Origin of the sequence: Parvimonas sp. KA00067, assembly GCF_001553085.1 — a bacterium.
Taxonomy (GTDB): Bacteria; Bacillota; Clostridia; order Tissierellales; family Peptoniphilaceae; genus Parvimonas; species Parvimonas parva.
This window is the reverse complement of sequence record NZ_KQ960150.1, coordinates 83,855-104,422: the sequence shown is the minus strand read 5'-3', so window position 1 is coordinate 104,422 and position 20,568 is coordinate 83,855. Positions and strand designations below refer to the sequence as shown.

Here is a 20,568-nt window from a genome sequence, read left to right as displayed (position 1 = left end):
TTAAAAAAAATAAAGGCTATTCGCTTTAAAACGAATAGCCTTTTTCTATATAACTATTTAGAATAGTTTGGAGCTTCTTTTGTTATTTGAACATCATGTGGGTGAGATTCTATAAGACCAGCACCTGTCATTCTAACAAATTGAGCAGTTTCTCTTAAAGTTTCTAAGTCTTTTGCTCCTGTATATCCCATACCTGCTCTAATTCCACCAACGATTTGGTAAATTGCATCTGCTAATGTTCCTTTGTAAGGAGTTCTTCCTTCAATTCCTTCTGGAACAAGTTTTTTGCCATCTTCTTGGAAGTATCTATCTTTTGAACCTTTTTCCATTGCGGCAAGAGAACCCATACCTCTATAAGTTTTGAATCTTCTTCCTTGGAAAATTTCAAATTCTCCTGGTGATTCGTCAGTACCTGCAAGCATTGAACCTAACATTACAACATTTCCACCTGCAGCAAGTGCTTTAACAACATCTCCTGAATATTTTAATCCACCATCAGCGATGATTGTTTTTCCCATTTCTCTAGCAACAGTTGCACAATCATATACAGCTGTAATTTGAGGAACACCAACTCCTGCAACAACTCTTGTTGTACAGATTGAACCTGGACCTACACCAACTTTAACAACATCTGCACCTGCCTCAAAAAGAGTTCTAGTTGCATCAGCTGTTACAACATTACCTGCGATAATATCAAGTTCAGGATATTTTTCTTTGATTTCTTTAACTTTTTTAACAACTCCCATTGAATGACCATGAGCAGTATCGATAACCACAGCATCAACTCCAGCGTTTACAAGAGCCTCTAATCTTTCAAAAGTATCAGCACCTGTTCCAACTGATGCAGCTACAAGTAATCTTCCTTGAGCATCTTTTGCAGAGTTTGGATATTTAACAACTTTTTCAATATCTTTAATAGTTATTAATCCAGTTAAAATTCCCTTGTCATTTACAAGAGGTAACTTTTCGATTTTGTGATTTCTTAAAATTTGAGCAGCCTCATTTAAAGTAGTATTTGAAGGAGCTGTTACAAGATTTTCTTTTGTCATTACAGTATCAATCTTTACTGAATAATCTTCTAAAAATCTTAAATCTCTATTAGTCAAAATTCCAACTAATTTTTTTTCTTCTAAAGAATTTACAATAGGGACACCTGAAATTCTATATCTTCTCATTAAGTCCTCAGCCTCTTGAACTTTATGTTCCGGAGTTAAGAAGAATGGGTCATTTATAACACCGCTTTCTGAACGTTTAACTTTTCTAACTTCTTCAGCTTGTTGTTCAATAGGCATATTTTTATGTATTACCCCAAGACCACCTTCTCTTGCCATTGCTATTGCCATTTTGTGTTCTGTTACAGTATCCATTGCAGCAGAAACAACCGGAATATTTAATTTGATTTTTTTAGTAAGTTGTGAAGATAAATCAACGTCCTTTGGTAAAACTTCACTTCTTGCTGGAATTAAAAGTACATCATCAAATGTTAAGCCTTCTTTTTGGAATTTTGTTTCCCACATATTATTTTTTCTCCTCCTGATAAAATTATTTTTTGTCCTAATTATTTTTTTGAAAAATTTAAAAAGCAATCAAATTAAAATTTATCAAAAAATATATTAACATATATTATACAACAATAAAAAAAAAAATCAATTAAAAAACGGCAAAAAATAAAAAAAATTTTAAAAAAATTTTATTTTTGTTCAAAATTTTAAATTTACAGCAATTTGAGATTAATTAATAGCAACAATATTTTTAGAAAAATACTTGACAATGTTATATTAATATTGTATAATATCAAGGTACTTATGAGTTAAGATTATTTTGTTTTTTATTGATTTATATTTCAATATTATCAAAGAAAAAATTGAATATTATATGCCCAGATAGCAAAAAGTCGGTATAAGGAAGTGGCAAAAACAACGAAGTTGTTTTTAGGCAATGCCTTAGTTTAGTGCGAAGCACGAGAGAATGAGCTATCAAAGGTAAAAATAAAAATTATGTAAAAAGTGAACGTATCAAAAAAAAAGAATAATTTATATGCCCAGATAGCTCAGTCGGTAGAGCAGAGGACTGAAAATCCTCGTGTCGGTGGTTCGATTCCGCCTCTGGGCACCAAATATGCGGGAGTGGCTCAGTGGTAGAGCATCGCCTTGCCAAGGCGAGGGTCGCGAGTTCGAATCTCGTCTTCCGCTCCATTTCAATTTGGCGACATAGCCAAGTGGTAAGGCAGAGGTCTGCAACACCTTCATCTCCAGTTCAAATCTGGATGTCGCCTCCAAGGTCTCTTATGAGACCTTTTTTTGTTATTTAGTTTTTTGTTTTGAAAGGAGTATGTTATGAAATTAAAAACTCTTTTAGAAGATTTAGAAATTTTAGAAGTAAAAGGTAATTTAGATATTGAAAAAGAAATTGAAAAAATAGAATATAATTCAAAAAATATTTCAGGAAATGATATTTTTGTAGCGATAAAAGGATATAAAACAGATGGACATATCTATATAGATTCAGCTAAGGAAAAAGGCTGTTATGCTTGTATAGTTGAGGACTTTGTTGATACAGATATAATTCAAATTAGAGTTAAAAATTCAAGGTCCGCTCTTTCAAAAATTTCTCATAATTATTATGGTAAGCCGAGTAAAGATTTAGATGTTATTGGAATTACTGCTACAAATGGTAAGACTACAACAAGTTTTATGCTTAAAAATATTTATGAAGAGGCAGGACTTAAGGTTGGAATTATTGGAACGGTTTTTGTAAAAATTGATGATTTTATGATTCCGTCTTATTTAACAACTCCTGAAAGTTTAGATTTACAAAAGTATTTGAGTATTTTTAGAGAAAAAAATGCTGATAAGGTAATTATGGAAGTTTCTTCTGCAGCTTTAGAGTTGGATAGAGCAAAGGATGTTGATTATAATATTGTAAGTTTCCATAATTTAAGTAAAGAACATATGGAGCAACATGGTAGCTATGAGGCATATAAAAGAGAAAAGTCCAAGTTGATAACTGAGGCTAAGGAGCATCAAATAGCTCTTTTGAATTTTGATAATTTGGAGATAAAAGAATTAGCCTCAAAAACTAAGGCTAAAGTTTTTTCTTTATCATTGGATAGTTTAGAAGAAAATTTTTCAATGAAAAATCTAGACTTATCAACTGGTCGTGGTAAATTTGATTTTATCATAAATAGAGATATTGAAACTAAAAACGGAATTTTGAAAAAAGGTGAATTTTATATTGAATTAAATACAGCTGGTTTTAGTTCTGTTATGAATTCAATGGTGGCGATAGGAATTGCTCTTTTGGACGGAATAAGTATTCCAACAATTCAAAGTGCTTTGAAAAAATTTAGAGGCGTTGAAAGAAGATTTGAAATTATTTTTGAAAAAGATTTTAAAATAATTGATGACCATTTTGCAAATGAAGTTAATATCGATGTAACTCTTGAAACACTTTGTAAAATGAAGTATAACGATATAAAATTTTTATACGCAATAAGAGGAAATCGTGGAGTTGAACTTAACGAAGAAAATGCTTTAAAAATTATCGAATGGAATGATAAATTAAAATTAAAAGAAATATATGCAACTTTAAGTAAAGATACGGTTACTTGGAAAGATGAAGTTTCTAACGAAGAAAGAGATATATTTTTAAAAATTATGAACGAAAACAATATAAAGGTTCATTTGTTTGATACTTTAAAAGAGGCTGTTGAAACTGTTATTGACCTTGCACAAAAAGACGATGTTGTTATGTTTGCAGGTTGTCAAGGAATGGATAAGGCAGGTAGAATTGGACTTAACTATATTTTGGAAAAAAACAGCTCTTATGATAGAGAGGAAATTTTATTTCCATTAAAGGATAGAATTGTTTAAAATTTGTAAAATGAGATATAATATGTTACAATAAAATTTACAGTAAAAAAGAAATTTTGAATTATTCTTAAGGAGAAAATATGTGTGGATTTGTAGGATTTTATAGTAAAGATATAAAAGACGAAAATATAATAAAAGAAATGAATAGTCAGATAGTTCATCGTGGACCTGACAGTGATGGCTATTATTTTGATAAAGGAATTAATTTTGGTTTTAGAAGACTTAGTATAATAGATTTAAATGAGGGATCTCAACCAATTTTAAATGAAACTGATGATATTGCTATAATTTTTAATGGAGAAATTTACAACTACCAAGAAATTAAAGCTGATTTATTAGAAAAAGGATATAAATTTAAAACAAATACGGATACAGAAGTAATTTTGCATGGTTATGAAGAATATGGCGAAGAAGGTATTTTAGCTAAACTAAGAGGTATGTTTGCTTTTACTATCTGGGATAGCAAAAAAGAAAAACTTTTTGGAGCAAGAGACCACTTTGGAATTAAACCATATTATTACACAATGATAGACGGAGATTTTGTTTTTGGCTCTGAAGTAAAATCATTTTTGAAATATCCAAAATTCAAAAAAGAAGTAAACGAAAAAGCTCTTAAACATTATCTTGTTTTTCAATACAATCCTTTAGAGGAAACTTTTTTCAAAGGGGTAAAGAAACTTAGACCCGGACATTATTATATCTTTGAAAATGGAAAGTTGGAAATAAAAAGTTATTACAATATAAGTCTTGACTATAAGGAAATGACTTTTGATGAGGCTGTAAGTAAGATTGAAAAAGAAGTTGAAGAGTCAGTTAGATACCATAAGATTAGTGATGTTGAAGTTGGTTCTTTCCTTTCAGGAGGTGTTGACTCAAGTTATGTAGTTGCGACTGCGATGCCAAATAAGACTTTCTCTGTCGGCTTTGACAACAAAGGATTTGACGAAACTGTTTATGCAAAGGAGCTTTCTGATAGTCTTGGAATAGAAAATTATTCAAAAATAATTACTCCGGACGAATTTTTTGAAGGAATAAATAAAGTTCAATATTATTCAGATGAACCACATGCAAATCTTTCATCTGTTCCACTATACTTTTTATCAAAACTTGCAAGAGAACAGGTAAAGGTAGTTTTATCCGGAGAAGGCGCTGATGAATTATTTGCAGGATATAATGAATATGAAGAGGCACTTCCACAAAGAATTTATAAAAAATTACCATTTTGTTTAAGAAGTAAATTATACAAAAAATTCAAAGACAAAAAACATTTTAGTGGTAAAACTATAATTATGAAATATGGACAAAAGGTTGAAGACAGATATATTGGACAAGCTGATATAATGTCTGATGAACAAGCCAATTCAATTTTGAAAGAAAAGTATAAAAATTCTGAAACTTCAAGAGATTTAACTAAAAAATATTATGATAAAGTTAAGGATATGGACGATGTTTCAAAAAGATTGTATCTTGATATGAATATGTGGATAATTGATGATATTTTGCTAAAGGCAGACAAAATGACTATGGCAAATTCTATCGAGCTTAGAGTTCCACTTTTGGATAAAAAAATGTGGGAACTTGCAAGGTCAATTCCTGTAAAACATAAGGTAAACGGAACAACTACAAAATATGCTTTTAGAAAGGCTGCTAAAAACAAATTGCCGGAGGATTGGGCGAAGAGAAGAAAAGCAGGTTTCTTAGTTCCTTTTGTAAATTGGATTAAAGAAGAAAAATATTATAATATAGTTAAAGAAGTTTTCAATAAAGAATTTGTCGGTGAATTTTTTGATGTTGAAAAGATAAATACACTTATTGACAATCACTTTAATAATGTAGAAAATAATGGACGTAAGGTTTATACAATTTATACATTTTTAAAATGGTATGAACAATATTTTAATTAAGAGGTAGAGTTATGAATAAAGCGGTTGTTTTAGGCTGTAATTATTATATAGGACTTAGTATGATAAGATGTTTGGGTCGTGAGGGAGTTCATGTTGTTGCTTGCGATTATGATTTTGAAACTTATGGTGCGAAGTCAAAATATATTTGTGAATTTCTTAAAGTTTATGATTTGAATAAGAATGACGAACAAACTTTTTTAGATTTAATTGAATATGGTAAAAAGCAAGATGAAAAACCGGTTATATTGCCATCACATGATAAATATGTAGAGTTTATAGATAAATATTATGATGAGCTTGAAAAATATTATTTGATTAGTCAAGTTAGGGGTCTTAATACTAAGTTGATGGATAAGTGGATTTTATACGATATTGCCAAAGAAAACGGAGTAAAAATTCCTACTACAATTAATGCAAATGATGAAAAATTAGTTGAAAAAGTAAAAAATGAAGTTGGATTTCCTTGTATCATCAAGCCTGTTGATACTGTAAAGTTTACTAAGGTCTTTAGAAATAAAGTTTTTATCTGTAATAATGTTGAAGAAATGGAAAACGGAATAAAAAAAGCGAAAGACAATGATATAGAAATTTTTATTCAAGAAATTGTTCCGGGTTTTGATGATTGTATGTTGACTTATGATTGTTATATTGATAAAAATGGAAAAACTACTCATTATATGACTGCTCAAAAACAAAGACAATGGCCGATAAACTTTGGAGCATCTTGTTTTACGATTCAAAAGTACAATCAAAAATTAATTGATATTTCAAAGCCTTTTTTAGAAAAAATCGGTTATAGAGGTTTTGGAGAAATAGAATTTAAAAGACACGAAAAAACGGGAGAAATCTATCTGATAGAAATAAACGCAAGGACTACTAATTTTAATAATTTGATTTATAAAATTGGAATAAATACGCCTTACATTGCATATCTTGATTTAACCGGAAATTTAAAAGAAAGTGATTGTAAATATATCGACTATGATACAAACTATGCTTTTATTTACGGCTTTGAAGATATGGTTGCAATTTGGCGTTATAAGAAAACTAAACAAGTTGGAATTTTAAAATCTTTAAAGATTTCATTTTCAAGTAAATGGGCTCCTGCAATTTTTGCTATTTATGATTTGAAACCTTGGTTTTTCTTTAATAAAATTCTATTAGGAAAAGTTTTTAGAAAAATATTTAGGAGGAAATAGTGTATAAACTGGGTGTTATTGGAGGTATGGGACCTTTAGCAACTGTTAATTTTTATGAAAAAATAGTTTTAAATACAGATGCACATAAGGATAACGAACATATTAATTTGATTGTATTAAATCATTCAACTATGCCTGACAGGACAAAATGTATTATTGAAAATAGAAAAACTGAATTTTTAGATGCAATAAGAAAAGATTTTGAAACTCTTGAAAAAATTGGAGTTAATACAGTTGCTATTCCTTGCAATACAAGTCATTACTTTTATGATGAATTTAAAAATTTTACAAATTTAAAAATCATAAATATGATTGAAGAAACTATTTTAGAAATAAAAGATAGAGGAATAAAAAAAATAGCTGTATTTGGAACACTTGGGACACTAAATTCAAAAGTATATGAAAAGTATGCCGATAAATATGGAGTTGAAGTTAAAGAAATTTCTTTGGAAGATAAAAATTCCGTTATGGATATAATCTATAATATCAAAGAAACAAATAATTTAGAAAATACAGATTTTATTGAAATTTTAAATAGATATTGTGATGATGAGACTATTGGAATAATAGCTTGTACTGAACTAAGTCTTTTAGATATTGATAAAAAAATAAATACAATTGATGCGCTTAATGTTCTTGTGAATAAAAGCATTGAACTAAGTGGAGCGAGTGTAAAAAAGTAATTTAAAAGGAGCATTACGCTCCTTTTTTTATGTGTTTACTTAATTCTGTTTTTAATAATTCTGTGTATTCTTTTGCGCCTTTTTCATTCGGGTGAGTAGCATCTTTGTAAAAAATTTCTTTTTTGTTTTTAGCAACAGAATACCAGTCTATCATTTTAACATTTTCCATTTCATCTGAAATTTCTTTTATCGTTATATTTACTTGTTCTTCCCAAGGTTCAGGAACAACGCAGTTAATTAAAAAGATTTGTCTTTTTTCTAAAGATTTTAAATATTCTTTAAACTTTTCTTTGTCTATTTTGTAATTAGTTCCTAAGTGGATTACAACAATATCTTTTATATTATTCTTTTTATTTAAATCTTCTAAAACTTTTGGTAAATCCCAAGCTTGCCTACTAACCTTTGCATCTATAACAGAATTTTTAAACTCTTCCTTCATTTTATCGGCAGATGATAACATTACACTATCTCCGATAAATGTAATACTTTCTTTTGAAATATCTACTTTATTTTCTTCTTTATCTTTAGCTACTTCTCTTACAACTTTTTTGTCAGGAATTTCTAAATAATTTTCTTTTTCTTCATTATTTTTTTGTATATTTTCAAGTTTATTCTTTAACTCATCAATATCATTTGATTTTTGTGAAAGAGATAAAATGGAAGTAGAAAATATTATAAAAATCGCTAAAATGCCAACAGATGCAAAAAGATTTTTATTTGTTATATCTTCTTCACATTTTTTATTTATATACCTTAAATAATTCTTTTTACCTTCGAAAACTCTATAACTTATTTCTGCGAAAATAATTGAAAATATAAATTCAATAACAACTAAATATATAACAGAAATTTTACTCCACTTTAGAAAATCTCCTATAAATATAGTTATAGGGTATTGCCACAAATAAAGGCTATAACTTCTTCTTCCAACTACTGTAAAAGGAGTTAAACTTAAAAGTTTATTCATTATATTGTCTTTTAAAAGTATAAAAACTAAAAACAGACCAATAAGTAATGAGTAAAAATACATACCGAATTTATAAACTATATCTAATTTTGCATCCAGTATTATTGAAATATAAATTATAAAAGAAAATAGCATTACAGAAAAAATATTTATACCGATATTTCTTACTTTTGAAAATTCTAAATTTTGTACTTTTTTTCTTGGATATAAACAGCCAAACAATGAGCCTATTAAAAAACTGAATGCTCTAGTGTCTATTCCATAGTAGATTCTTGAAACATCTGTATTTGGACTATATAGTAAATACATTGTTAGAGCAGATAGTATAGATAGAATAAAAGTTATAATAGCTATATTTTTTCTTTTTAATTTTAAAGTTCCATAAAGTGTTGAAATCAAGATTGGCCATATTAAATAGAATTGCACTTCAAGACCCAAAGACCAAAGATGAGTAAATGGATTTGGATTTCCATGTGATTCAAAATAAGATAAGCCATGTATTATTTGGTAAATGTTGTTTATTCCAAAAAGTGAGCTGAATAAATTTCCAACATATCCATTTAGCATATCATTAAAGAAACATAATACTAATAAACTTACTATGCTAAGCATCGGTAACAAAGGAGTATATAGTTTTATAATTCTTTTTTTCCAAAAGTTTAAAATATCCAGATGAATATGTTCGTCCATTTCTTTTAAAAAATTATCGGTTACTAAATATCCACTTAAAACTAGAAAGATTACAACGCCGAGATACCCACCGGCAATTTTATGTGGAATTATATGATAAAGCATTACTAAAACTACGGCGATTGCACGAAGTCCGTCAAAACTTTTTATATAATTTGGATTTTGTATTAATTTTTCTTCTTTGTTTTTAGATAAATTTTCATCGCTTTTTAAATTTGTCTTTTTAATTTCACCATTTTGTAAATTTCTTTTTTTAGTGAAATTTTTTTTATTATTATCTATGTTAAAATTTTTCATTTTCTTCATTCCTTAATAAATTTGTCTATTAGAAATTATAACAGAAAAAAAAATAAAAGCAATTACAAAAATGTTACAATTTAGCCGTTTTTAAGATAATTATTGCTTGATAAAATTATCATTTTCCATTTAAGAAATAAATTCATAAAAAATTTTAAAAAGCACACCAAATATGTGATTTGAAATAGTTTTTTTGCTAAAATACTTACCACAAATATAAAAAAATTTTTTTGAAAAAATTTGAAAAAAAACTTTATTTTTTTTAAAAAATGGGTATATAATTATTGTAAATGATAATACACTTAGGAGGAATAAAAAAATGAAAGATTTTAAAAGTTTAAATGTTTATTTATCAAACATCGCAGTTATGACTACAAAATTGCATAACTTACATTGGAATGTAGAAGGAAGAAACTTCTATCAAACACATACATTCACAGAAGGATTATATGATACATTCTTTGAATGGTATGATGAAGTTGCTGAATCAATCAAAATGAGAGGTGGATTCCCTTGTGCATCATTAAAAGAATATCTTGAAATTGCTACAATTAAGGAATTAGAATCAAAGAAAGTAACAGTTGACGAAGTAAATGAAATAGTTATGAATGATTTAGTTTCTCTTAAAGAAGAAGCTACTAAAATCAGAGAAGAAGCTGATGAAGCTGGAGATTTCGTAATCGTTGGAATGCTAGAAGGACATATTGGCGAATTACAAAAAAATATTTGGTTCTTCAGAGCATCAAAACCTTGTTGCCATAATAAATAAAAATATTTTTAGCACCCGAAAGGGTGCTTTTTTTTTTGTGATTTTTTTCAATAATAATTATTAAGTATTGATTTATTTTCCATAAAACTATATAATAATTAAATAAGATTATTTAAGAGGGAGTGCTTTTAGTTTTTGCTAAAAGAAAAAATATATGAAGGTAAAAAGAGGCGATATTTTTTATGCTGATTTAAGTCCCGTTGTTGGTTCAGAACAAGGGGGAGTAAGGCCTGTTTTGGTCGTGCAAAATGATGTTGGAAACAAATATAGTCCAACTGTTATTATTGCAGCTATAACTTCTCAGATGAATAAAGTGAAACTTCCTACTCATGTTGAAGTTTCAGCAGAATTTGGACTTCCTAAAAATTCTGTGGTGTTATTGGAGCAAATAAGAACGATAGATAAAAAAAGGCTTAGAGAAAAAGTCGGTTTTACTGATGAGTTCTTTATGAAAAAAGTTAATGAGGCTCTTATAAAGTCTGTTGGAGTTTAATACATAGAGGGAAATTATGCTTGAATTAGTTAAAAATATAGAATTTATAAAGAATAAAAATTTAAGAGTAGAAAAAATAAATGACAAGGAATTTTTTTTAGAAAACGAAAAAGAAAAGTTTATTTTGAATTTATTTCCTTATGGAAAATTTTCCAAGATAAATAAAATTTTTGATTGTTTAAATAATTTATCAAATAATTTTTCCAATATTTCTTATGAGGATATTGGGATTTTGGACGATAAGTTTTGTTATAGAATTATTCCTTTTGTTGTTGATGAAAAAAATAGTTTAAGTGATGATGACGCTTATAAGATTGGTTTTGAAATAGGAAGATTTATTTTTGAATACCACAAGAGCTTTCAAGGAGCGGATTGTGGTAGGTGGAATAAGCATTATAATTATAGAATAAATAAATTTTTGCATAAGTACGGACTTGGAAAGTACAGGGGAAATTTAGAATATGTTCTTTTTGATTTTCTTGAAAGAAACAGATATTGTTTGAAGGAGAGAACTTGTACAACCATTATCGGAATTAATGGGCTTGAGGATATAAAAATTTCAAAAGACGGCAAGTTTCAAATAATCGAGGAGTACAAAATTTTAAGGTCAGATTCATATTTTGAATTTAGAAATATGAATTTATATCACGAAAATAATTCCAGTTTATTGACAGGTGTTGTTAATGGATATTTTGACAATAATGTTCCAAGAGCATTTTTTAAACTTTTAGGAGTATATACTATAATTGAAAATTTATATGATATTTTTGTAGAAAACAAGAATGTCGATGACGAATATATAACAGAGAAAATAAAAGAGATTAACGATGTTTATGACGGATTTTCAAGTATATATCCTATTTGGTATTTAAGACATAAAAATTTTTAGTAAAGTTGTGGGAAGATGAAGAAATTTAATAAAAGTATTATAGTTTTGTTATTATGTTGTTTAGTTTTTAGTGCTTGTTCGAAGAATACTGAAAAGGTAACAACTAAAAAAGAAGTTAAGGAAAATGAAAGTGCAAGTTTTAAAAAGTTTTCAAAGGGATTTTTTGGAGTTTTTGATACGGATATAGCTTTTAGTGCATATTGTGCGAGTGAAAAAGAATTTAATAAATATTTCAAATTTTTAGAAGAGGATATGAAAAGATATCATAACCTTTATAATTCTTTTGAAAATGCGAATGAAAATAATATAAAGACGATTAATGATAATGCAGGAAAAGAATCTGTAAAGGTGGATAAGGAAATCATAGAGCTTTTGGAATTTTCTATTGAGAACTATAAGAAGTTGTCTAATAAAACTAATATCGGACTTGGGAGTGTAACAACTCTTTGGAGAGCAGAAAAGGACTTGGCTGTTAATCTTAAAGGTAAATTACCTGATGCAAATAAGATAAAAGAGGGATTGAAACATACAAATATTGATAATATTGTAATTGATAAAGAAAAAAGTACTGTTTTTCTAAAAGATAAAGATATGCGACTTGATGTTGGAGCTATTGCAAAGGGATATTCTGTTGAAAAAGTTATGAATAAACTAAAAGAAATGGGACTTAAAAGTGCAATAATTTCAGCTGGAGGAAATGTAAAAGCTATCGGTAGTCCTTTAGAAAAAGACAAAAATAAATGGGGAATCGGTATTCAAGCACCTACTTTTGATTCAAAAAAGGTTGAAATTCAAGAAGTTATTTTTACAGATGAAACTTGTGCCGTAACAAGTGGAGATTACCAAAGATTTTATTTTGTAGATGATAAGGCTTATAATCATATTATTGACCCACAAACAGGTTATCCTAAAGATAAAATTAAAAGTGTTACAATTCTATGCAAAGACTCAGGACTTGCCGATTTTATTTCAACAAGTTTATTTTTAATGGACGTTGAAGAAGGAAAAAAACTTTTAGAAAAAGTTGAAGGTACAGAGGCTTTTTGGATACTTGCAGACGGAAGTGTTCATTATACTAAAAATATGGAAAAATTATTGCAAAGTAAAGGTGCTACAAATAAATAGATTATGAAAAAATTTTTTGTAAATTTAATTAAAGACATATTTTTACAAGAACTTGATGAATTTCCAAAGAAAAAATTTGACATTTAATTTTGGGTACTTTATTTAATCATATCATTGTTTTTGTACTTTATTTTAGTTGTATAAAAAAGCTAGGTTTTTCCTAGCTTTTTCTAATTTCTTCGTGCTTGCAATGTGGACAAGTAACTTTTATCTTTCCTTTTCCTCTTGGGATTCTTAGTTCTTGTTTGCAATTTTTACATTTGAAATATATGTAATTTTTTCTATCTTTTGATGCGAACTTTAAAAGTTTTGAATATATTGGAGAAATTAAATTGAAAAATTTTAGTTGCTCCATTGCTCTTTTTCTTTTATTTTTTGAAAATGCTCTAAAAAATACAATAGCAATTAGCAAAATAGAAATAATTGTAAAAATATCACTTCTTTTAAATAGATTAGCAATAGAAAAACCTATTGCAAAATATAAAATTATTCGGTTTAAAATATCTCCACCATATCTGTCTTTCATAAAGTTTAAAAATTTTTCTTTCATAACAGCCCCCTCTTTTATAAAATATTTTTATACTAAATAGATTATACCACAAAAATAACTCTATTTAACAGTTTGATATTGTTTGAAATTTATGATAAAATAAGTTACAAATGTGATTAAATATACAGAGGTGTTTTATGGAAAATTTTGGAATAAGTGTTAAATTTCAATATGATATAGATGGATTTTTAGAAAAAGTTGATGAATTTGCAGAGGACGATAATTATGGATATTCATTAGAAGAGAGTGATGGAGCAATAGTTTTAAATTTTGAAATTTTACCTTATCTTTCTTTAAATTTTAAAATTGATGAAGAAATAGAGATGAGAACGGAAACTTGCTATTATGGAGCAGGTTATCATTGTCTAGTTGTTGATTTTCTAAATGAATTTTTTGCATTTTTAGGTTGCAAATTTGAAATTAAAGATGATACAGGTTTTTATAAGGATAATGATTTTGAAAAACTTAAAGTATTATTTACTACTTGGATGAAAGAAAGAGTAGAATTTATCTTGAATAATAAAGATGATATTAGAGCAAGGTCAATACTTATGGATAATCAAAAAACTTTTCCGATAACAACAGAAGATTATATTTGTGCATATACAGGAGTGATTTCTCTTTTTGAGTTTGAAAAGTTAAATGAAGAGGGAACAGATGCTGTTTGCGAAAGATTGTTCTTGTTTAATGAAAAAGTTGAAGATGCTTATTCAAATGAAAATTATTTATTATACCATGTTTGGAATAATTTAAAAGATTTGACATTGGTTGATGATTTTGATGAAAGATTGTCTATGGTTATGTTTATGTTCGATAATTTGATTGAAAATAATGTACAAATACATCTGCCACAAAAATATTCAAGAGAGATATATAAATACTTAGGTGTTGATAAATTCTCATCATCAAACTTTGCATACAGAAAAGTTAGATATGAAGTAGGATACCATTTTTACGATAAATTCTTAAAAAATTTAGATTTTAACTTGAGAATACCAAGTTGGTTTGAATACAATAGTAAGGTTAAAGGATATTTAACAACTGATAATGCGATATTTTTAAGTGAATATGAAAACTTTAAAAACTTTGAATTTGACGAAAAACATTTATCTGAAAATAGTTCAAAAGATTTTAAAATTTTAATTTCAGATACTGCTAATAAAAATAAATTTTTTATGGGATTTGAAAATATGGACGATGAATATGGATATGTTTCTATCGAAAATCAAAATGATATGAATTGTGAAGAAACAAATTGTCAAATTATTGATGTAAAAAGAAATAAAATGTATGAAATTTCTGTTTTAGGCACAGAATCTATGGATATAATAAAACATATGACTGAGCTAATGTAGGAGAGATTTTTTATGAAGGAAAAAGGAAAAACTAAAGAAGAAATTTTTAACATATTAAAAGAACGTATAGTAACTTTGGAATATGAACCCGGAAAGATTTTAAATGAAATTGAACTTTCAGAAGAATTTGGTGTTAGCAGAACGCCGATAAGAACTGTATTTCAACAATTAGAGGCCATAAAGTTGGTGGATATTGTTCCAAGATATGGGGTACAGGTTGCGACACTAAACTTTTTAAATATAAAATCACTTTTTGAAGTTACTAAAGTTTTAGATCCATTAGCGACAAAACTTGCAGTTTCAAAATTGACAGATGAAAATATAAAGAGATTAAAAGAAATTGTTTCAACATTAGAAACTTATGATACAACTAAAAATTATCAAGAGGCAATTTTGCTTGACGAAGAATTTCATAAAATAGTTACTAAATCTTGTGCTAATACTTGGCTTATAGATATATTAACAGATTTACATTGTCAAACAGAAAGATTATGGCATTATTGTGATATATATTTTAGTGATATGGAAATCTTTACAAGAACTTTCAAAAAAATTGTAGAGGCTTTTGAAAAGAAAGATGAAGAAATGGCTGAAAAGTATGCAAGAGAACATATTGAGGACTTTGTAGAAAAAATAAAATCAGCATTATTGTAAAATGTAAAAGTGATTAGACTAGCTAATCACTTTTTTTTGTTGTTATTATGTTTAAACCATAGTAAAGATGCAATTACCACAAATGGAACAAAACCTAAACTCCATGCTAAAGATTTTATTAAACTTAAATTGTCTAAAGAATAAAAAATTATGAACATTATTGTAAATTCAATAGCAAAGGTTAAAAGAAAGTTTAAATCCTTAGTTTTTTTAAAAACTATTCCAATGCAAAAAATATCTATTAATAGTAATAAAAATATTATATAAAGCATATAATCATCTCATATTTATTATAAACTATTTTTAAATTTATATCAAAATATTTTTTTAGTATTTTATCGTGAACAAATAAATAGTTTTTAACATTAATAAATTTAATTGCTAAAAAAATAAATAATAAATTTATCTTAAAAAATTTTAAAATAATTGTTTCATTTTTGAAATTTTTTGTTGTGAAAATGTATGTTTTCATAAAAAAATTTTATATTTTTTTAAATGTTTAAAATTAATAGTTTTTTAATAATTTTACAATAAAAAACATTTTCAAATAATAAAAAACTTATAAAATACTTTTGAAAAACAAAAAATAATATATTATAATACAATTAACAAAGGAAGTGATTTATTTGAGTTTAAAAATTGTATCTAATAATTCTTTGGTAAAAGAAAAATTTGATTGTGTTGAGTTTGTTGAAGGAAGTTATATAGATGTTTTAACTACTACAAGGGACTTAATACATAAAGGATGTTCTTTGATAAGTCATCCTTTGCCAGCTAGTATCAGAATGGTTTTTTCATCAATTCGTAGCATTGTTATTGAAGATGAAAATAATTTTGATGAAAATAGCGTATTAATCATTGAAGAAGCAATTGACAAATATAATCTTACTATGAAAAACCGGAACATTGATTTCAAAAATGTTAAAGATTATGAATTTGTCGATTTAATGCTTGTGGAAAGTGCATTGGAAGAATATAAAGCACTTAGCAAGTTAGAAATATAAGTGGAGGTGGTATTTTGAAACTTCAAATGAACAGAATCTTCATTAAAGATTTAGCCTTTGGTGAAGAAACTAAAGTTGAAAATCATACTTTATTTATTAACAAAGAGGAAATCGTTAATGAATTAAAGAAGGAACCGGGAGTTAAGGATATTGATATTGATTTTGCAAAACCCGGTGAAAAAGCAAGAATTATACCTGTAAAGGACGTTATTGAACCAAGGGTAAAGATTCAAGGAGCTAAAGGATTTGCAGGAGTTACAACTGATGTTGCTCAACTAGGAGAAGGAATTGTTAATGTGCTTTATGGTGCAGCAGTTGTTACTATTGGAGATATAGTTGGTTTCCAAGAAGGTGTTATTGATATGTGGGGAGAAGGAGCAAAATGGACTCCATTTTCAAAGACATATAATATCGTAATTGACATTAAGGTTGTTGACGGATTACATCCACATGAACATGAAGAAGTTGTTAGACTTGTTGGACTTAAAGCAAGTGAATTGATTGGAGAAGCAGGAAGAAATGCTACAATTGATGAAACTGTTGAATATAATATCGGAGATAATGACGAAGAAACTAAAAAATATCCAAATTTACCAAAAGTTGTTTATGTTGAAATGATGATTTCACAAGGATTACTTCATGATGGATATATTTATGGAACTTGTACAAGACAAACTCTTCCTACATTAATTCATCCAAATGAAGAATTAGACGGAGCGGTAATAAGTGGTAACTGTGTAGCCGCTTGTGATAAGATTACTACTTATCAACATCAAAACAATGCTTGTATCTTAGATTTATATAGCAGACATGGAAAAGACATTAACTTTGTAGGAGTTGTATTAACTCCGGAACTTACAACTTTAGCTGGAAAATTCAGATGCTGTGATTACACTGCTAAACTTTGTAAATTACTGGGAGCTAATGGTGTAATAGTTAGTGAAGAAGGTTACGGAAATCCGGATTCAGATTTAGTAATGATTTGTACTAGACTTGAAAAACAAGGTATCAAAACTGTTCTTGTAACAGATGAATGTTCAGGTTGGGACGGAATGAGTCAACCATTAACAGACACATCTAAAGAATCAGTAGCAGTTATTTCAACAGGTAATGTAAGCCATGTTGTTCATTTAGAAAAAGCTGATAAAGTTTTAGGAGATTCAGAAGCTATCGCTAATTTAGCCGGCGGTTGGGACGGAGCATATAATCCGGAAACTGGAACTCTTGATTGTGAATTAAATGCCGTTATAGGAGCAACTTCTGAAATAGGTTATCACAACGCAACTGTTGAATTATACTAAGAGAGGTGAGAGTTTTGAGTAAAAAAGTTTTATATTATATAAACCAATTCTTTGGACAAATTGGTGGTGAAGAAATGGCTCATGTAGCTCCAACTTTTGAAGAAAAAGCAGTTGGACCTGCAATGGGTTTTGAAAGAAGTTTAGGAGAAGATGCAAAAGTAGTTGGAACTGTTATTTGTGGAGATAACTATTTCAATGAAAATTTAGAAAGCTCTTTGAAATTTATAGAAGAAGTTATGGAAAAAGTTCAACCGGATATTGTTGTAGCAGGACCCGCTTTCAATGCCGGTAGATATGGTATGGCTTGTGCCGGAGTTGCAAAATTTGTAACTGAAAAATATAATATTCCGGTTGTTACAGGAATGTTTGAAGAAAATCCTGGACTTGATGCTTGTAAATCAATAGCTTATGTTGTTCCTACAAGCAATGTAGCAAGTGCTATGGGTAAAGCTCTACCTGTTATGGCTAAATTAACTTTAAAATTATTAAATGGCGAAGTAGTTAAACCTTTAGTTGACGGATATTTTGCTCAAGGTAAAAGACTTACTGTTATCTCTGAAAAAACAGGCGCTATTAGAGCAACTGAAATGTTGATGAAGAGATTAAACGGAGAAGAATTTGAAACAGAACTTCCAATGCCGGTTTTCGATAAAGTTGAACCTGCAAAGGCAATAGCTGACTTATCAAAAGCAACTATCGCAGTTGTTACATCAGGTGGTATTGTTCCATTAGGAAACCCTGATAAGATTCAATCAGCATCTGCACAAAAATGGGGCAAATATGATGTTTCAGGATTAAGTGAATTAGGAAAAGATTATTGTACAATCCATGGTGGATATGACCCTGTTTATGCAAATGAAATGCCTGATAGAGTTGCTCCTGTGGATATTCTTAAAGAAATGGAAAAAGAAGGAAAGATTGGAAAAGTTTATAAATATTTCTATACTACAACAGGAACAGGAACAGCTGTTGGTAATTCTATAAAATTCGGTGTTGAAATTGGTAAAGAATTAAAAGAAGCTGGAGTTGACGGTGTTATCTTAACTTCTACTTGAGGTACTTGTACACGTTGCGGTGCAACGATAGTAAAAGAAATTGAAAGATATGGCATTCCAATCGTTCATATGGCTACAATAGTTACAATTTCAAAATCTGTTGGAGCTAACAGAATCGTACCGACAGTTGCAATTCCTTACCCGGTAGGTAATGCAGCTTTAGAAAAAGACAAAGAATATGCAGTTAGAAGAGATTTAGTTGAAAGAGCAGTTGACTCTTTAGCAACTGATATACAAGATGCAACATTTTTTTAAAAAATAATTTACATTGCTTTTTGTATAATTTGAAAAAAATTAATATTCCACTTGCAAATTTGCAAGTGGAATAACCTAAAATTTGATAGGAGGACAAATTTATGGAAGAAAATAGAAGTAGTTGGAATAGTAGATTTGGTTACATAATGGCTGCGGCCGGATTTTCAATTGGGTTAGGAAACGTTTAGAGATTTCCGTATCTAGTTGGAACTAACGGTGGTGGAGCATTTGTATTGATTTATTTGGCAATCTGTATAGTTATAGGTATTCCTCTATTCTATATGGAAGTTACATTAGGTAGAAAAGCAATGGCAAGTCCAATTGTTGGTATGAGAAAATTAACTAAAAAAGGTAGCCCATGGGTAAGTTTTGGTTGGTTAGGAGTTTTAAGTGCATTCTTCATATTAACTTATTATATCAATATAATGGGTTGGATAATGGCGTATATGTTTAAGATGTTATCAGGAAGTATGAAAGGGTTTACAGCAAAAGAATTCTCAGCTACTTTTGATTCATTAATGGCAAATCCTACACAACTTATAATTTGGACATTAATTTGTACAATTATAATTGGAGTAATTGCTGCTAAGAACTTAAACTCAGGACTTGAAAAAGCTTGTAAATTTATGATGCCGGCATTATTCATAATGTTAATCATAGTAGTTATAAGGTCAATAACTTTACCTGGAGCAGGTGAAGGTATCAAATGGTATTTGAATGTTGACTTCTCAAAAGTAACACCTCAAACATTCCTTACTGCACTAGGACAATGTTTCTTCTCAGTTGGTATAGCAAGTGGTGGAGCTTTCGTATATGGTTCATATTTAAGAAAAGACTCTAACATTCCGGAAGATGGTTTAATGGTAGTTGGTTTTGATACATTAGCTGCATTAATAGCTGGTTTTGCAACATTCCCTGCAGTATTTGCATTAGGATTAAAACCTGACTCAGGTTCAAACTTATTATTCGTTACAATGTCAAATGTATTTATGCATATGCCATTTGGACAAATATTTGGATTTATGTTCTTCTTGTTAATGTTCTTCGCAGCATTATCAAGTGCATTAGGATACTTAGAACCAATCAGTTCTTCATTCTCAGATATGTTAAAACTATCAAGAGCAAAAGGCGCAGTTTATGCTTTAGCATCTATCTTCGTAGTTGGATTATTTACAATATTTGGATTAAATGTAATGAGTGGAGTTAAGATTATAGGAAAGAACTTATTTGACTTTGCAGATTACTTATCAGGAAATATTATGATGCCACTTGGAGCAATCTCATTAATACTTTATGTATTATTCGTTTGGAAATTTGATAACTTCAGAGAAGAAGTTAATGCCGGAGCAAATGGAATTAAAGTTCCTGCATTCTTTAAACCGATAGCTTATATATTACCAGTAGCATTAATCATAATATTTATTACAGGACTTGGAATATTTTAATTATTTAATATACACAACTCACCTATAAAATTTATGAAAAAAGAACTCAAAGTTTACTTTG

Annotated in this window: 16 protein-coding genes, 3 tRNA genes and 1 pseudogene; 17 read left to right on the top strand and 3 right to left on the bottom strand. The window is 28.4% G+C overall.

The window, feature by feature from the left end:
* Positions 1 to 53 precede the first annotated feature (53 nt).
* Complete coding sequence (gene guaB, locus HMPREF3181_RS05060; RefSeq protein ID WP_068473923.1) at positions 54 to 1,517, bottom strand: IMP dehydrogenase; 1,464 nt, start codon at positions 1,515 to 1,517, stop codon at positions 54 to 56.
* A gap of 522 nt (positions 1,518 to 2,039) precedes the next feature.
* Between guaB and HMPREF3181_RS05055 the strand changes: the two genes are divergently transcribed.
* From HMPREF3181_RS05055 to HMPREF3181_RS05025, 7 genes are all read left to right on the top strand, one after another.
* Positions 2,040 to 2,115: transfer RNA gene (locus HMPREF3181_RS05055), tRNA-Phe, on the top strand.
* A gap of 5 nt (positions 2,116 to 2,120) precedes the next feature.
* Positions 2,121 to 2,195 (top strand) — tRNA-Gly (locus HMPREF3181_RS05050).
* 9 nt (positions 2,196 to 2,204) lie between these two features.
* Positions 2,205 to 2,278 (top strand) — tRNA-Cys (locus tag HMPREF3181_RS05045).
* Between the two features lie 58 nt (positions 2,279 to 2,336).
* On the top strand, positions 2,337 to 3,872 hold the full coding sequence (locus HMPREF3181_RS05040; protein ID WP_068473920.1) for a Mur ligase family protein: 1,536 nt from the start codon (positions 2,337 to 2,339) through the stop codon (positions 3,870 to 3,872).
* 80 nt (positions 3,873 to 3,952) lie between these two features.
* On the top strand, positions 3,953 to 5,776 hold the full coding sequence (gene asnB, locus HMPREF3181_RS05035; protein ID WP_068473917.1) for an asparagine synthase (glutamine-hydrolyzing): 1,824 nt from the start codon (positions 3,953 to 3,955) through the stop codon (positions 5,774 to 5,776).
* Positions 5,777 to 5,787: 11 nt separating this feature from the next.
* Positions 5,788 to 6,975 (top strand): carboxylate--amine ligase, encoded by a 1,188-nt coding sequence (locus HMPREF3181_RS05030; protein WP_068473914.1) that lies wholly within the window; start codon positions 5,788 to 5,790, stop codon positions 6,973 to 6,975.
* Positions 6,975 to 7,658 carry an aspartate/glutamate racemase family protein gene (locus HMPREF3181_RS05025; protein ID WP_068473911.1) on the top strand — a complete coding sequence of 228 codons (684 nt, stop codon included), beginning with the start codon at positions 6,975 to 6,977 and terminating at the stop codon, positions 7,656 to 7,658. The genes HMPREF3181_RS05030 and HMPREF3181_RS05025 overlap by 1 nt, the downstream gene beginning before the upstream one ends.
* 13 nt (positions 7,659 to 7,671) lie before the next feature.
* On the opposite strand, the gene HMPREF3181_RS05020 is transcribed toward HMPREF3181_RS05025, so the two are convergent.
* Positions 7,672 to 9,612 carry an acyltransferase family protein gene (locus HMPREF3181_RS05020; RefSeq protein WP_068473907.1) on the bottom strand — a complete coding sequence of 647 codons (1,941 nt, stop codon included), beginning with the start codon at positions 9,610 to 9,612 and terminating at the stop codon, positions 7,672 to 7,674.
* A 319-nt stretch (positions 9,613 to 9,931) separates the two neighbouring features.
* Here HMPREF3181_RS05020 and HMPREF3181_RS05015 point away from each other — a divergent pair, with 319 nt between their 5' ends.
* The 4 genes from HMPREF3181_RS05015 (at position 9,932) to HMPREF3181_RS05000 (ending at position 12,888) form a co-directional block, all read left to right on the top strand.
* Complete coding sequence (locus HMPREF3181_RS05015) at positions 9,932 to 10,381, top strand: Dps family protein (RefSeq protein ID WP_068473904.1); 450 nt, start codon at positions 9,932 to 9,934, stop codon at positions 10,379 to 10,381.
* Positions 10,382 to 10,535: 154 nt separating this feature from the next.
* Positions 10,536 to 10,874 (top strand): type II toxin-antitoxin system PemK/MazF family toxin, encoded by a 339-nt coding sequence (locus tag HMPREF3181_RS05010; RefSeq protein ID WP_068473901.1) that lies wholly within the window; start codon positions 10,536 to 10,538, stop codon positions 10,872 to 10,874.
* 16 nt (positions 10,875 to 10,890) lie between these two features.
* The gene (locus HMPREF3181_RS05005; RefSeq protein ID WP_068473898.1) at positions 10,891 to 11,763 is read left to right on the top strand and encodes a hypothetical protein; all 873 of its coding nucleotides are present in this window, start codon (positions 10,891 to 10,893) and stop codon (positions 11,761 to 11,763) included.
* A gap of 15 nt (positions 11,764 to 11,778) precedes the next feature.
* The gene (locus tag HMPREF3181_RS05000; RefSeq protein ID WP_068473895.1) at positions 11,779 to 12,888 is read left to right on the top strand and encodes an FAD:protein FMN transferase; all 1,110 of its coding nucleotides are present in this window, start codon (positions 11,779 to 11,781) and stop codon (positions 12,886 to 12,888) included.
* A gap of 160 nt (positions 12,889 to 13,048) precedes the next feature.
* On the opposite strand, the gene HMPREF3181_RS04995 is transcribed toward HMPREF3181_RS05000, so the two are convergent.
* Positions 13,049 to 13,438 (bottom strand): hypothetical protein, encoded by a 390-nt coding sequence (locus HMPREF3181_RS04995; protein ID WP_068473892.1) that lies wholly within the window; start codon positions 13,436 to 13,438, stop codon positions 13,049 to 13,051.
* A gap of 137 nt (positions 13,439 to 13,575) precedes the next feature.
* Between HMPREF3181_RS04995 and HMPREF3181_RS04990 the strand changes: the two genes are divergently transcribed.
* The 6 genes and pseudogenes from HMPREF3181_RS04990 to HMPREF3181_RS04955 all read left to right on the top strand — a co-directional run.
* Entirely contained in the window at positions 13,576 to 14,793 is a 1,218-nt protein-coding gene (locus HMPREF3181_RS04990; RefSeq protein WP_068473889.1) for a hypothetical protein, read from the top strand.
* 12 nt (positions 14,794 to 14,805) lie between these two features.
* Positions 14,806 to 15,447, top strand: coding sequence for a GntR family transcriptional regulator (locus tag HMPREF3181_RS04985; protein WP_068473886.1), 642 nt, complete (start codon positions 14,806 to 14,808; stop codon positions 15,445 to 15,447).
* Positions 15,448 to 16,073: 626 nt separating this feature from the next.
* Positions 16,074 to 16,451, top strand: coding sequence for a GrdX family protein (locus HMPREF3181_RS04975; protein ID WP_068473879.1), 378 nt, complete (start codon positions 16,074 to 16,076; stop codon positions 16,449 to 16,451).
* A gap of 14 nt (positions 16,452 to 16,465) precedes the next feature.
* Positions 16,466 to 17,752: a glycine/sarcosine/betaine reductase component B subunit gene (locus tag HMPREF3181_RS04970; protein ID WP_068473876.1), complete on the top strand. Its 1,287-nt coding sequence runs from the start codon at positions 16,466 to 16,468 to the stop codon at positions 17,750 to 17,752.
* A gap of 14 nt (positions 17,753 to 17,766) precedes the next feature.
* Positions 17,767 to 19,062: a glycine/betaine/sarcosine/D-proline family reductase selenoprotein B gene (locus HMPREF3181_RS04965; RefSeq protein WP_082713915.1), complete on the top strand. Its 1,296-nt coding sequence runs from the start codon at positions 17,767 to 17,769 to the stop codon at positions 19,060 to 19,062.
* A 200-nt stretch (positions 19,063 to 19,262) separates the two neighbouring features.
* Positions 19,263 to 20,507: pseudogene (locus HMPREF3181_RS04955) on the top strand (sodium-dependent transporter); the annotation flags it as partial.
* Positions 20,508 to 20,568 lie beyond the last annotated feature (61 nt).